The sequence below is a fragment of the Dissulfurispira sp. genome (assembly GCF_036745535.1).
Lineage (GTDB): Bacteria > Nitrospirota > Thermodesulfovibrionia > Thermodesulfovibrionales > Dissulfurispiraceae > Dissulfurispira.
On sequence record NZ_DAIOFX010000051.1, the window covers coordinates 1 to 14,267 of the forward strand.

At 43.4% G+C, this 14,267-nt stretch carries 19 protein-coding genes; all 19 read right to left on the bottom strand.

Annotation, left to right across the window (positions count from 1 at the left end):
* Positions 1-125: 125 nt before the first annotated feature.
* The 19 genes from V7L97_RS08900 to V7L97_RS08980 all read right to left on the bottom strand — a co-directional run bounded on the left by V7L97_RS08900 (position 126) and on the right by V7L97_RS08980 (position 14,017).
* Positions 126-422, bottom strand: coding sequence for a hypothetical protein (locus V7L97_RS08900; RefSeq protein ID WP_333655183.1), 297 nt, complete (start codon positions 420-422; stop codon positions 126-128).
* Between the two features lie 75 nt (positions 423-497).
* A complete protein-coding gene (locus V7L97_RS08905) occupies positions 498-758 on the bottom strand; it encodes a DUF2442 domain-containing protein (RefSeq protein ID WP_333655184.1) in 261 nt (86 codons plus the stop codon).
* An 84-nt stretch (positions 759-842) separates the two neighbouring features.
* Positions 843-1,037: a DUF4160 domain-containing protein gene (locus V7L97_RS13040; RefSeq protein WP_442891796.1), complete on the bottom strand. Its 195-nt coding sequence runs from the start codon at positions 1,035-1,037 to the stop codon at positions 843-845.
* 288 nt (positions 1,038-1,325) lie between these two features.
* Positions 1,326-2,126, bottom strand: a complete 801-nt coding sequence (moeB, locus tag V7L97_RS08910) for a molybdopterin-synthase adenylyltransferase MoeB (RefSeq protein WP_333655185.1) — start codon at positions 2,124-2,126, stop codon at positions 1,326-1,328.
* Positions 2,127-2,139: 13 nt separating this feature from the next.
* Positions 2,140-2,385, bottom strand: a complete 246-nt coding sequence (locus tag V7L97_RS08915) for a sulfurtransferase TusA family protein (protein ID WP_333655186.1) — start codon at positions 2,383-2,385, stop codon at positions 2,140-2,142.
* A 13-nt stretch (positions 2,386-2,398) separates the two neighbouring features.
* Positions 2,399-3,703, bottom strand: coding sequence for a homoserine dehydrogenase (locus V7L97_RS08920; RefSeq protein WP_333655188.1), 1,305 nt, complete (start codon positions 3,701-3,703; stop codon positions 2,399-2,401).
* A 2-nt stretch (positions 3,704-3,705) separates the two neighbouring features.
* The gene (gene alaC / locus V7L97_RS08925) at positions 3,706-4,884 is read right to left on the bottom strand and encodes an alanine transaminase (protein WP_333655190.1); all 1,179 of its coding nucleotides are present in this window, start codon (positions 4,882-4,884) and stop codon (positions 3,706-3,708) included.
* Positions 4,877-5,722, bottom strand: a complete 846-nt coding sequence (gene lipA, locus V7L97_RS08930; protein WP_333655193.1) for a lipoyl synthase — start codon at positions 5,720-5,722, stop codon at positions 4,877-4,879. The genes alaC and lipA overlap by 8 nt, the downstream gene beginning before the upstream one ends.
* A gap of 353 nt (positions 5,723-6,075) precedes the next feature.
* Entirely contained in the window at positions 6,076-6,279 is a 204-nt protein-coding gene (locus tag V7L97_RS08935; protein ID WP_333655195.1) for a cold-shock protein, read from the bottom strand.
* A gap of 90 nt (positions 6,280-6,369) precedes the next feature.
* A complete protein-coding gene (gene mazG / locus V7L97_RS08940) occupies positions 6,370-7,155 on the bottom strand; it encodes a nucleoside triphosphate pyrophosphohydrolase (protein ID WP_333655196.1) in 786 nt (261 codons plus the stop codon).
* 1 nt (position 7,156) lies between these two features.
* Positions 7,157-8,035, bottom strand: a complete 879-nt coding sequence (locus V7L97_RS08945; RefSeq protein WP_333655199.1) for a phosphoribosylaminoimidazolesuccinocarboxamide synthase — start codon at positions 8,033-8,035, stop codon at positions 7,157-7,159.
* Positions 8,028-10,706, bottom strand: coding sequence for a cation-translocating P-type ATPase (locus tag V7L97_RS08950; protein WP_333655200.1), 2,679 nt, complete (start codon positions 10,704-10,706; stop codon positions 8,028-8,030). Before V7L97_RS08950 ends, V7L97_RS08945 begins: the two co-directional genes overlap by 8 nt.
* A gap of 106 nt (positions 10,707-10,812) precedes the next feature.
* The gene (locus V7L97_RS08955) at positions 10,813-11,118 is read right to left on the bottom strand and encodes a TFIIB-type zinc ribbon-containing protein (RefSeq protein WP_333655203.1); all 306 of its coding nucleotides are present in this window, start codon (positions 11,116-11,118) and stop codon (positions 10,813-10,815) included.
* A 29-nt stretch (positions 11,119-11,147) separates the two neighbouring features.
* Positions 11,148-11,210 (bottom strand): PGPGW domain-containing protein, encoded by a 63-nt coding sequence (locus tag V7L97_RS13045; protein WP_442891797.1) that lies wholly within the window; start codon positions 11,208-11,210, stop codon positions 11,148-11,150.
* Positions 11,211-11,483, bottom strand: coding sequence for a zinc ribbon domain-containing protein (locus V7L97_RS08960; RefSeq protein WP_333655205.1), 273 nt, complete (start codon positions 11,481-11,483; stop codon positions 11,211-11,213). It abuts the gene before it with no gap.
* 51 nt (positions 11,484-11,534) lie between these two features.
* On the bottom strand, positions 11,535-12,437 hold the full coding sequence (locus tag V7L97_RS08965; protein WP_333655206.1) for a prohibitin family protein: 903 nt from the start codon (positions 12,435-12,437) through the stop codon (positions 11,535-11,537).
* Positions 12,430-12,663, bottom strand: a complete 234-nt coding sequence (locus V7L97_RS08970) for a PGPGW domain-containing protein (protein WP_333655207.1) — start codon at positions 12,661-12,663, stop codon at positions 12,430-12,432. Before V7L97_RS08970 ends, V7L97_RS08965 begins: the two co-directional genes overlap by 8 nt.
* A 6-nt stretch (positions 12,664-12,669) precedes the next feature.
* On the bottom strand, positions 12,670-12,924 hold the full coding sequence (locus V7L97_RS08975) for a TFIIB-type zinc ribbon-containing protein (RefSeq protein WP_333655208.1): 255 nt from the start codon (positions 12,922-12,924) through the stop codon (positions 12,670-12,672).
* Between the two features lie 19 nt (positions 12,925-12,943).
* On the bottom strand, positions 12,944-14,017 hold the full coding sequence (locus V7L97_RS08980) for a YqhA family protein (protein WP_333655209.1): 1,074 nt from the start codon (positions 14,015-14,017) through the stop codon (positions 12,944-12,946).
* Between the last annotated feature and the right edge of the window lie 250 nt (positions 14,018-14,267).

The following is a 14,267-nucleotide window of genomic DNA, read 5'->3' on the forward strand; positions in this document are numbered from 1 at the left end:
CCTTATTTTACAAGGATTGATTTTGTGATTTCAGATTATTTTGGACAGCAGTGAAGAAATATAATTATTGAAATACGTTCATACTTAAAAAAATAAAGTAATATAATTGACAAAATCCATAATTTTTAAAAAATACTTAACGCCTCTGAGCCTATCTTTTTATTAAGGCGTTCCATTGTTGGCGAAATAAGTTCTCTCCCTTTATATTCTTCTTCGACCTGTTTTGATCTCTTTTTAAAATAGTCTCCCCAATAATCCCGAGAGGCTTCTGCCATTTTATCTATATCTTCTTTTTCAATTTTTACCCCGTAAAGTGAGAGCAATGCATGGCAGTCTTTACACATCAACGCGCCATATAGCGTTTCTTTTACTTCTTTTCTTTTTGCATTACATAGACTACAGATTTTTAATATTTTACCCATAAAGATAGCGATTTGAATAACCAATGATATATACTTGATATGACGACGGGTGAGACAGTATCACTTTCCCTACAGTTACACTGCAACATGAGAAGCGGCCTGTTCGCACTTTATCTTTTCGTATAATGTCTCAGGCGCTATATCGGCCCCATTTGGCCACGCAATAGTTCCGCCGTCAATGACTGCTCGTTTAAAAAAGTCTAAATCCCCGAGCGGCTCAAAAACAGGGCCTTTGCCTATATATTCGGAAAAATCAACATCGCCGCTCGTGCCGTCATCAAAAACAATGCGGTAGATATACTTTTCCTTGTATTCAATCTCCTTTACATCATTCATATTCCACATAATTCACCTCATGATAATGGAGCTATCTTCTTTGTCTCCTTACCTGCCCTTGCTAATTCCCAATCCTCTTCGAGTTCAGAGAGACGAAGGTCTATCCATTCTCTCACCAGTTTTGTCGCTGTTTTTTGAATTTAAGTTTCCCTTTATCATATTGCCGCTGAAATCAAAAACCGCTTTGCTGCCCTGATACTCAGCATGGAAATGCGGCGGGTCATGCTCATCAAAGAACATTCTAATGATAATTCCAAAAAATCTGCATATTTCCGGCATTATAGTAGTTTATTCTTTTCTGCTGTATGAATTTCCGATTTCCCGGTTCATGCTCAAAATATAGCACATCCGATAAAATTTTCAAAGGGAAAATTAATGACTATGACTTGCCGCAGTGGAATTCGTCCTGAAACCAAGAAAGGCATACTGAAAGAGGTCGTCTATATATGAAGAGGGAATGGAATTTCTTCATTCAGACGCAATTCAATCCTAAACTATTTAAAGGCATCTGCATCCAAGAAAAAAATACAGTAATTTTCACCACGTCATATGCCGCTCTTGGCTGATCTATATCCTGCAATACCCTGCATCATAGTCCTGCAGTTCAGTGATAGTCGGATTTTCGCTGCATACAGGACAGTCAGAATTCTTCGGCACTTTCACACGCCTGAAATTCACCTTCAAAGCATCGTATATCAGAAGCGTGTTTTTCAAGATATCTCCCTTTCCGAGTATCAGCTTCAAAACCTCCGTGGCCTGAAGGGCTCCTACAACGCCTGTTATTGCACCTAAGACTCCAGCTTCCTGACAAGAAGGAACAAGGCCCGGAGGCGGCATCTCTTCAAAAAGGCATCTGTAGCAGTGGCCTTCTCCAGGAAGGATTGTTGTAACCTGACCTTCAAATCTTAATATTGCGCCACTGACAAGAGGCTTTTTGAGCATCACGCATGCATCATTTACAAGATACCTTGTCGGGAAATTATCGCTTCCGTCAACAACAATGTCGTAGTCCTTTATCAAATCCTTGATGTTATCCTTTGAAATCCGGTCCTTTATGCCTATCACCTTAACATCGGGATTTAATGACTCAAATGTCTCCTTTGCAGAATCAACCTTATGAACACCTATCTTCTTCGTGTTATGTGCTATCTGCCTCTGGAGGTTGCTCAATTCAACGGTATCATTGTCTATCATTCCAATAGTCCCCACACCTGCAGCAGCGAGATAATACCCGACAGGGCATCCAAGTCCTCCTGCGCCGACAATAAATACTTTTGCATTAAGTATCTTCTTCTGCCCTTTGCCGCCGACCTCGGGCAGTATTATATGGCGGCTGTATCTCTGCAACTGGTCTTCTGTAAATTCCATAGTGACTTCCTCCCTATTCCTTTTCTTTCCTTACCACTATTGTCCAGTCTGTATCATTTATCTTCTCTACCTTCAATACCTTATGCCCGTGGTCTTCCATGGACTTTGGTATGCTCCTCGATGCCTCTTCATAATCAAGGAGTATCTCGAGCACCTCTCCAACTTCCATACCTTCAATGGCGATCTTTGACTTAACAAATGTATACGGGCATATCAGCCCCTTGATATTTATCTTTTTGTCAATCTTGATATCTTCCATGTGTTGCCTCTCATTATTCTTCTTTCCCCTCTACTCTTATAAACAAAGTCTTATCAGAAACAACTGGCAGATTGTCTATTTCCCTTATTGCATTCAACACATCCTTCTCCCTTGCACCATGCGTAAGCACAACAAGGGGGACAGAGCCGCCTATCCTCCTGCCCTTCTGGATCACAGACGCAATGCTTATATTGTAATTGCCGAGTATACCGGATATTTTCGAAAGAACGCCCGGCTTGTCCAGCGCAGAAAACCTGAAATAATACATGCTCTCCACATCTTCCATCTTCTTAATTTTGAATTCAGAACTCTCTTTCTGACTTCTGACTTCTGACTTCTGACTTCTGATTATTTTTTTCCCGATATCAACTATATCAGCTACTACAGCGCTTCCTGTCGGCATATCGCCTGCTCCCCTTCCATAATACATTGTTGCGCCTACAGCATCGCCTTCCACATAAACGGCATTGAACACTCCGTCAACCTTTGAGATCAGGTACTCATTTGGTATCATTGTGGGGTGAACCCTCATCTCTACCCCGCCATCTGATAACTTTGTTATAGCAAGGAGCTTTATTTTATATCCAAGCTCCGATGCGAATTCTATATCCTGTGCGGTAATCTTTGTAATTCCCTCTTTATATACTTCATCGTACATAAGCGGAATACCATAAGATAGAGATGAAAGTATGGTGAGTTTGTGTGCACTGTCTATTCCTTCAATGTCGAATGTAGGGTCAGCCTCTGCATAGCCGAGCCTCTGGGCCTCCTTTAATGCATCAGCGAATTCCACTTTCTCATCGGTCATTTTTGTGAGTATGTAATTGGATGTGCCGTTAATAATTCCATAAACAGCAACTATGTTGTTTGCAACAAGCCCTTCTCTTAAGACCTTTATTATTGGTATCCCTCCTGCAACAGATGCCTCGAATCCAACTTCAACTCCGTTATTCTCAGCCTCGGCAAATATCTCATTTCCCTCTGTTGCAAGCAATGCCTTGTTTGCGGTAACAACATGTTTCTTGTTTTTTATTGCCTGAAGCATGAAGTCCTTTGCAGGACGGATCCCTCCCATAAGCTCAACAACTATGTCTATATCAGGATCATTGATGATGGCATTGGCATCTGTAGTAAGTACACCTTCGGGAATCTTTATACCCCTGTCCTTTTTTATATCGAGGTCTGCAATCCTTTTAAGGATAAACTCTACTCCTGTCCTTTTTTTAATAAGATTGCTGTTTTCGAGCAGTATCCTCGCTGTGCCCGTGCCTACTGTTCCAAAGCCTATTATGCCGACAGAAATCTTATCTCTTGCCATCGCTAACCTCTATTAAGCACCTTTTTTATTCCAGCAACAGCCTGTTTTATCCTGTGCTCGTTTTCCACAAGGGCAAACCGCACATAATTGTCTCCGCCCTCGCCAAAGCCGATACCCGGAGACACAGCGACCTTTGCCTCTGTAATAAGATATTTGCAGAACTCAAGGGAGCCCATCTTTTTAAACGACTCCGGTATCTCTGCCCAGACAAACATTGTTGCCTTTGGAGACTCCACCCTCCATCCTGCATTGTTCAGTCCCTTTATCAGGACATTCCTGCGTGATTCATAGATCCTTCTGTATTCCTCAACACAGTCCTGCGGCCCTCTTAAAGCTACAATGCTCGCAATCTGTATCGGCTGAAACATACCGTAATCGAGATAACTCTTTATCTTTATAAGGGCGCCGACAACATCCTTATTGCCGCAGCAGAAACCTACCCTCCATCCTGCCATAGAATAACTCTTTGTCAAAGAGAAGAATTCAACACCCACATCCTTTGCGCCAGGAACCTGAAGAAAGCTCGGAGCCTTATAATCATCGAAAACAAGGTCTGCATACGCAAAATCATGAATGACGATGATGTTATTTTCCTTTGCAAAATCCACAACCTTCTTGAAGAAGTCGAGTCCTTCCACAACCTGCGTTGTAGGATTGTGAGGGAAGTTGATTATCAGCATCTTCGGTCTCGGCCATGTCTTTTTAAATGTCTTCTCCATCTCTTCAAAGAAGTCCATCCCGGGTCCTATCGGGATACTGCTGATCTCGCCTCCTGCGATTATCACGCTGTATGGATGTATCGGATAAGCAGGTGTCGGCGTCATGACAACATCGCCCGGCTGAACAGTGGCAAGGGCAAGGTGAGAAAGCCCTTCCTTTGAGCCTATGGTGACAACAGCCTCAGTCTCCGGGTCTAAATCAACATCATATCTCCTTTTGTACCATTCGGTAATCGCCACCCTCAACTGGGTTATTCCCTTTGACGCAGAATACCTGTGGTTCCTCGGATTATGGGCAGCCTCGCAAAGCTTATCAATAACATGCTTTGGTGCAGGCATATCTGGATTGCCCATGCCAAGGTCGATAATGTCCTCGCCCTTTCTCCTGTATTCCATCTTCAATGTATTGACAATAGCAAACACATAAGGCGGCAGTCTCTTAATCCTGTTAAACTCAAACATTATTCCTCCTATACATATCCTCTGCATTCATCGAGCTTCTCACCAGCGGTCCTGCTGCGACAAATTCGAACCCCATTTCGAGGGCTGCTTCCTTTAACTCTTCAAACACTTCCGGTCTTATGTATTCTACAACAGGCAGATTCTTTTTTGAAGGTCTTAGATACTGCCCTATCGTCAAGAAATCACATCCTGCCCTTCTCAGGTCATTAAACAGCTCTATAACCTCATTCATGGTTTCGCCAAGTCCGAGCATCAGTCCTGATTTTGTCTTGATTTCAGGGGCTATGCTTTTGGCATTTTTCAGGACGTCCAATGAACACTCATAATCTGCCTGCGGTCTCACTACATCATAGAGCCTTTTTACTGTCTCCACATTATGGTTGAATACATCAGGCCCTGCATCAAGTACAGTTTTCAAAGAGTTCACATCTCCTTTAAAATCAGGAGTAAGCACTTCCACCTTTGTATCAGGGAGTTTGTTCTTTACGGCTCTAACGGTTTCCGCAAACTGCAGTGCCCCTCCATCAGGCAGATCATCCCTTGTAACAGATGTAATAACAACATATCTTAGCCCCATCTCATACGCAGCCTCTGCAACCCTTTCAGGCTCTTCAGCATCCACAAATGCTGGATTGCCAGACTTCACGGAGCAGAAACCGCAGTCCCTTGTGCAATGATCTCCCAGTATCATGAATGTCGCAGTGGGCTTTGAGAAACAATGCCCTTTGTTTGGACACCTCGCCTCTTCGCATACCGTGGAGAGACCGTGGCTCCTCAAAAGGGTCTTTGTGCCATGAAGCCCTGATGCCTTTGTTTTAATCCATTCCGGCAAACGCATAATTTATTAAGATACAAGAAAAGGCAAGGAATATACAACTTAATATAAGGCGATTTTATGCATGTCAGGCACGGCTTAGAAACTTTAACCTGAATTGAGCAATGTATGGCAGCAGGTGTGCTGAAAAGACTTTACACTTTTGGAACATTATAAAACGTACTCTTGAATCCGTCACCTACTACATTGCTCTCTATTTAGGTAAAGGCGTTAATAGTCTTCTGGTATGTACAAAGAACAACGACTTTGTAAAGTCTTTGATGCACACCTGCTGCCATATGAAGCAATACGTACATAATTTTGGGTTTAATTTCTTGAGAGGTATTGAAAGGGCCCGATGACGGGCCCTGATCTGGTTAGATTTTTACTACGTTTGTAGCCTTTGGTCCGCGGTCGCCTTCAACGATGTCGAACTTAACTCTCTGACCTTCGGCTAATGTCTTGAAACCATTACCTGCAATTGAAGAGTAATGCACAAAGACATCCGCTCCGTTATCCTGCTGGATAAAGCCAAAACCCTTGGATTCGTTGAACCACTTAACTTTTCCTTCAAAAGCCATACTACTAAAACCTCCTTTTTTTACCTGCAAAGCAGGCTTGCTGAATCCCTTGACAAAGCGTTGGGATGCGATTTTATAACATGAGGCAATTCAAAATGTCAAAGGGGAAATTACTGTTTTTTTTGCCTCGTCCCACAATGCATCCATTTCTTCCAAGGTCATGTCCGACAGGCTTTTGCCGGCATCCGCTGCTTTCATCTCAATATAACGGAAGCGGGAGATGAACTTGCTGATCGTCTTTCTCAAGGCATCTTCAGGATTAACCCCGACAAACCTTGAAACATTCACAAGGACAAAGAACACATCTCCAAGCTCATCCTCTATCTCTTTCTGGCTCTTGCTTTTCAAAGCTGCTCCGAACTCTTTCAATTCTTCATCCAGCTTTTCCATCACATCTTCCACACGATTCCAGTCAAATCCTACTTTAGCTGCCCTCGCCTGAAGCCTCTGCGCCCTGAGAAGGGAGGGAAGTTCCTTGGGAATGCCTTCGAGGATTGATTCCCTGAGCTTTCCTTCTTCCCTTTTCCTTTCTTCCCACTGCCTTAAAACTTCTTCGGATGTCTCGAATTTTTCCTCGCCAAAAACATGTGGATGTCTCGCTATCATCTTATCGCTAATTTTTTTAATCACATCATCTATATCAAACTCGCCCCTCTCCCTTGCCATCTGGCAGTGAAAAACAATCTGAAATAAGAGGTCTCCAAGCTCTTCCTTTATCTTTTCGGGATCATCTTCATCAAGCGCCTCAAGCACTTCGTAAGTCTCTTCTATCAAAAAAGGCTTTAAGGATTCCCTCGTCTGCTCCTTATCCCACGGGCATCCGTTCTCGGAACGAAGGGCTGACATTATGTCGAGCAATTTTTGGAAATTGTTCATCCTATCTCGTCAGTATCTCCAGTATCTCCCTGTATCTTGCCGCTGTTTTCTGCACAATATCTTCAGGAAGCCTTGGTCCGGGATAGGCCTGATTCCAATCCAGCGTGAGGAGATAATCGCGCACAATCTGCTTGTCAAAGCTGTCCTGTCCTTTTCCGGGCTGATAATCCTTTATTGACCAGAAGCGTGATGAATCTGGTGTAAGTAACTCATCGATCAAAATCAATTTACTCTCATATATTCCAAACTCCATCTTTGTATCGGCAATAATGATACCTTTCTTTTCTGCCAGCTCCCTACCTTTTCTGTAAACTTTAAGGCTGGTATCCTTTAACTTTTCTCCAATATCATCTCCAACTATCTTTTTCATCTCATCAAAACTTATATTTATGTCATGCCCCTCTTCTGCCTTTGTGCTCGGCGTAAATATAGGCTCATCGAGCCTCGACGATTCAACAAGACCTTCAGGGAGTTTTATGCCGCAGACCGTTCCCTTCTCTTTATACTCTTTCCATCCCGAGCCTGAAAGATAGCCCCTCACAATGCATTCCACAGGCATGGGCTTTGCCTTTCTGACAAACATGCTCCTGCCTTCGAGCATGTCTTTATATTTATGAAGTATTTGAGGGTAGTCTTTTACATCAGTTGCAACAATGTGGTTTTCAATTATATCTTTCATCTGGTTAAACCAGTAAATGGATATTTGAGTTAAGACTTTACCCTTGTCAGGAATGCCGTTTGGCAGCACAACATCAAAGGCAGAAACCCTGTCCGTGGCTACAATCAAAAGATAATCATCAACCTCATAGACATCCCTCACCTTCCCGCGCCTGACAAGTTTTACATCTTTAAAATTAGTTTCCATTACAATATCAGACATGCTTTTTCCTCCTTATCAGCTTCTCTATCTCCACTGCAAAGAATACCACAGATGAAAGGACGAGTGTAAACACCAATTCATTGAATGTCAGAGGCTCTGTCTTAAATATGGGATTTAAGAAAGGCACATATATGGTTGCCATTTGCAGGGCAAAAGTCAGGATGAAAGCCCCTACAAGCGGCTTGTTGGAAAAAAGGCCCTGTGTAAAAAGAGATTCCGTGTCAGATCTTATTGCAAGCACATGCCCCATCTGACTCAGACACAAAACTGTAAAGACCATTGTCTGCCAGTGCGCATCTTCTGTCTTTATGAACCATGCCTGGGTAAACAATGATACAAAACCCATGAGCAAACCTACCCAGATTATATGTATGCCCAGACCATGCGCGAATATGCTTTCCTGCGGGTGTCTCGGCGGCCTGTTCATAACACCTTTTTCCGACGATTCTGCAGCAAGAGCAAGACCCGGAAGTCCGTCAGTAACAAGGTTTATCCATAATATATGGATCGGCAGAAGGGGTATGGGCAGCCCGAAAAACGGCGCAAGGAATATTGTCCAGATTTCGCCTGAATTACTCGTCATGGTATATTTAATGAACTTGCGTATATTATCAAATATGCGCCTCCCTTCTTTAACCGCCTTAACAATAGTGGCGAAGTTGTCATCAAGGAGTATCATATGCGCTGCCTCTTTTGAAACATCGGTTCCGGTTATACCCATGGCTACGCCTATATCCGCTCTTTTCAAAGCAGGCGCATCATTTACACCGTCGCCTGTCATGGCAACAAACTGGCCTTTATCCTGCAGCGCCTTGATTATCTTTAATTTCTGTTCAGGAGCCACCCTTGCGTATACCCTTATATGCCCAACCCTTTCCTCAAATTCATCAAGAGGCAGTTTTTCGAGTTCCCTTCCGGTAATGATCGATTTATGGTCATCATCATCAAGAATGCCGAGCCTCTTTGCTATAGCCCTTGCTGTAAGAGGATGGTCTCCTGTTATCATGACCGGCTTAATGCCTGCTGTCTTGCAGAGCGCAACAGCCTCTTTAGCCTCTTCCCTCGGCGGGTCCATCATGCCGACCAGTCCGAGAATGGTAAGACCTGTTTCTGTGTTTTCAGAGGAGAGATCTTCCGGCACAGAATCCCATTGTCTCATGGCAATGCATAAAACCCTGAGGCCCTCGGATGCCATCTTTTCGCTCACCCTGTGCATCTCTTTCATATCGATAGGGGCTAACCCCCCGGATGTGAGTATATTTTCTGATTTCTCTATAAGTGATTCGATTGCGCCCTTTGTGAACGAAATATAAGATGCCCGATTTTTATCATCCTGTATCCTGTATCCTGTGTCTTGCATCTTATGGAAAGTCGTCATCAGCTTTCTGTCAGAATCAAAGGGGATTTCCGCAACCCGCACTAATTCCTTTTCGAGAATCTCTTTAGCAAAACCGCAGTCTTTTGCGATGTTATACAATGCTATTTCTGTTGGGTCGCCTATTATGCTTCCACTGGCATCTATCTGCGCATCATTGCTTATTGCAAGCGCTGTCATAAGCAATGTTCGAGGAGTGAAGTGTGAAGCTTCGGATTTTTCTTCCCGGCTCCTAACTCCTAACTCCCCACTCCTCAATAAGCTGCTGTCGACATACACAGCTTCCACCGTCATTTTGTTCAAAGTAAGGGTGCCCGTCTTGTCAGAGCAGATATATGTGACTGAGCCGAGTGTCTCTACGGCAGGCAGTTTCCGTATCAATGCATTCTGCCTGACCATCTTCTTTGCGCCGAGAGCAAGTGATATGGTTATAACGGCAGGGAGAGCCTCGGGAATCGCCGCAACAGCAAGGGAGATGGCTGTAAGCAGCATCAGGAGCGGTTCTTCTCCTCTCATGACACCGAAGGTAAAGACAACAACGCATATTGCAATTACTGCAATGGCGAGCTTCTGACCAAAAGCAGCAAGTCTTTTCTGAAGAGGCGTCTTCACCTCTTTTTCTTCCTGAAGCATGGTTGCTATCCTGCCGAGTTCGGTGTCCATGCCGGTTGCTATAACAATTCCCGTGCCCCGGCCAGATGTGACAAATGTACCCTTGTATGCCATGTTCTTCCTGTCGCCAAGCGGCAACGACTCGTCATGCAAAGACTTGAAATGCTTCTCCACAGGCACAGACTCCCCGGTAAGCGCTGCTTCCTCTATCCTGAGCTGTGCAGCCTCAGAGAGCCTCATGTCGGCAGGCACCACCTTCCCTGCCTCAAGCATAACTACGTCTCCCGGCACGAGTTCAGAAGCAGGAATGTTCGAAGGCATCCCTTCTCTTATAACAGTAGCAAACGGTGCAGACATCTTCTTGAGCGCTGACATGGCCTTTTCAGCCCTGTATTCCTGCACAAAGCCGATCACTGCATTAAGCAACACTATAACTATTATCGCGATCGTATCTTCAGGGTCCCCAACAATCCCTGATATGACAGCGGCAGCTATGAGGACAAGGATCATGAAGTCCTTGAACTGGTCAAGGAACATCATGAAAGGTGTCTTTTTCTTTTTCTCTTTTAATTCATTGGGGCCGTACTCTTCAAACCGCTTCCGTGCATCCTCCGAAGACAAGCCTTGAAGGGATGTCCTTAAATCTCCAACAACTTCATGTATTTCCTTCTGATGCCAGCGCATAAACACTCCTTTTAATGAATTCAGACAATTTCAAATGCCCGCTCAGTAATGCATAAATAACAACTGATGAGAGGGCAGACAGTCAGCATGTCTGCCCTGCCGCAATCTACTTCTTAAATACACTAAAGAGCTTATCAAGTCCTGTCTTTTCAAGTTTTGAGACTGCTTCTAACTCTCCTGCGTCAAGCCATATGCCCTCGCATTCGGAACACTTATCCACCTTTATCCCCTTGTAATCGATTTCTATCAACTCCATGCCGCATTTAGGACATCTCATATAATGGAGCTCTTTCAATTTCCTCTTTTCCTCCTCAGCAAGCTTCTTGTGTTTTTCCTCTTCGAGTTTCTTTCTTTTTTCATACTCCATCCTTGCTATGTACTCTTCTTCCAGTTCACTCGGTTTTCTTACCATAACTATTTCCTCCTTTTGCTCTCTGTAATTTATTTTTTATCTTTATTTAATAAATTCCTTGCCCAGACAAATTCAGTGGCAAGGATTCCCAGTCACATTTTGTTTTGAACCTTGATCATCTCTATGGGTTGCTCTCTGCCACAATGCTTGCAAACTATTGCATCCTCTTTAATAAGCTCTGCACAGTAGACACACTTCTTGATATATCCTTTAGATACCATGGGTGGAAGCACTGCAATAACAATAATAAGCAATGGGAAAAGAGCGCATAGTATAAACCACAATATCGGACTGCGCCCCTTTCTTCTGGCTATAATGCCGCCTGCAATGCCTGCAATGATGAGCAGTAAGATATATCTAACCAATGGGATCTCTGCCTTTTTATGATTATTTGTTTATCTTCTTCTGTATCTCACCTACACCGATAAATGGTACAACCCATATGGAGAATCAAGGGTAGATTTAAAAACCGGCATCTCACCTACACCGATAAATGGTACAACCCCACCACCGGTAACCTGGGGGAGTATCCCATTCCATTTATCTATAGCCTTGAGATTGGCCTCTACCTTTCTAAGCTCTATAAGATCCAGTGAAATATTTGCTCTCTGCAGCCTCAAGGACTCTGCCTCTGCCTTTGCTGCTGTAATCTTCTGTTCTGCCTCTATCTTTATCCTCTCAAGGTCACGTTTTGCTTTTTGAGCGTGTTGTTCTGCTGTCTGCTTTGACTCAATGGCTTCAGTAAAAATCTTGGAGAAACTAAAATCGACGATAGAGAATGCATCAACTGCTATGTTATGCGCCATGAACCTTTCAGTAAGGTTTGATTTCATTGCCTCGCTTACTGCCGGCCTTTTTGTGATAAGCTCTTCTGCTGAATATCTGGCTGTCACAGCCTTTACCACCTCCTGCACTGCTGGGTCTATGATTCGCTCTTTAAAGTGTATGCCGATAGACTGATAGACGATATTTGCCTTATCTGGAATTATATGATAGTTAAGCGTAACCTCTGAGCTCACTTCCTGAAGGTCTGACGATGAAGCAGCGGACTTTGTTAAAGATTTCTGAACCTTGACATCCATCGGGACAACCTTCTGCACTACAGGTACCCTGAAATGCAGTCCTTCTCCAAGCACATTCTTCTGAACAGCGCCAAAATTAAGGACAACACCTCTTTCACCTGCCCCAAGCTGAACCCACGGATTCAAAAACAGAAAAAACACCAGGATTGCTCCAATAATCAGCGCCAGCCTCATAGGTCCCTTCTTCATTGCAGACTGCATTGCCTCCTTAGCCCTGTAAACATCTCTTTCATCCATTTAAGCTTCCTCCCTTTAAATTTTGAAACTTAGTTTTTACTTTTTTAAGCAAATTCCTTGCCCATACAAATTCGGTGGCAAGGATTCCCAATCCAACGGGTATTACAATGAAAGCAGGCCCGGGCAATACAACCATTGCAAGCCCGATCAATAGAATGGTAAAACCAATTACCGCTATCGTCAGTTTTTTTACCTGCCTGATGGTTTTAGATACAACTGATTTCATATTCGATCAGTCAAAGATATCGAATATTTTTTCGAACTTGGATTTCTTTTTATGCCTGTATTTATCGTAATATTCATGCTTTTCTTTCCAGAGCGGCTTAAACTCTTCATCAAGCGAGACCTCTGCCTGTTTTATCTGGCTTATGATTTTAGCCATTTCTCCTTTGTCAAGCCAGATACCGCCGCAGGAATTGCAGTGGTCAATAACCACTCCATGCTTCGCCGTTTCAATTAATTCGCTCTTACACCTTGGGCATATCATACTTTTTGCCTCCTATATTTTAGTCTTTCCCGCCAAAATGGCTGAATGCTATGAGAGATGCAGAGACAACTGCTATTGCAATACCGTAAAAAAGAGTTCCCTGCGGGTCTCTCCATTCAACGAGATGCTTTAAAAATGTAACTGCCATGACAAGAATGATAACACTGCCGAGCTTTGCCTTGAGGTCGTGAAGATTGTGTATCACGAGCCATTCAGGGAGGTTTATATCCTTTATGAAAAGCTCATACATGCCGACAGCAAAGATAAAGAGGGCTGTAGCAATGAGGAAGGTATCCATAAGCTCTATCAGTGCTATTGCAGCCAACGGGTCTTTGCCATAGCTAACAACGAGATTCAGAATGATGGTAGCAGTTTTTGCTGCACCCCAGAGAAAGGCTGCAATGGATGCCGCCAATGAGGAGACGACAGCAATTAAAATTAAGTTTCTACTTTTTTCAAGAATTTTTTCCATACACAATCTCCTCAAACATATCCTTCTTTGGATTATAAGCGCATATCCTGCCTGTTTCGATATTATAATACCAGCCGTGGAGATAGATTTTCCTTTCTTCAATGCCTGTACCACAAAAGGATAGGTCTGAATATTCTGCAATTGGGCAAGGATATTTTCTTCCTCCGCAATCCTCTGTCGGGATTCGCCATGGGCGTTGGGACAATATTTTTCGATCATCTTTTTTACAGGCAGCGCCAGCCTCAACCAATCCCTGAGATGGGGCATTTTGTCAAATTCTTTCTCGTCCTTGAAAATGGCCTGCATTGCGCCACAATTTGAGTGCCCGCAGACAATAATATCCTTTACCTTCAAATCGAGGACCGCAAACTCAATTGCTGCTGCAACACTGTTTTTGTCCTTTATCGCATCGTAAGGGGGAATGATGTTGCCGACATTCCTTACGATGAAAAGTTCACCTGGTTTGCTCTGGGTAACCAGGTTGGGATCCACCCGTGAATCAGAACAGGTTATAAAAAGCACCTCTGGAGTCTGCCCTTTGGAAATTCTCTTAAAGAAATCCTCTTCTTTCTTGAAATATGACTCCTGAAATTTGTGAATGCCTTTATAAAGTTTTTTCACCCAATTCGCCTCAATAAAAAAGACCTCTACCTCGAGACTCTATTCGTGGTAAAGGTCTTGCTTGTCAGATTTTTTTCTAACCAGCGGTACCGGGCTTTGTTGCCGTGTTGACGATAGCCGCTGCTTCAGCTACTCCCCTTTACTGTTAAAATAGACTAACCGAAATCTAAGATTATGTCAATATAGTAACTAATCTATCCACCAGATAGGTATAGACATATTAACCAGTTTATAGAGGCTATAGAAACAA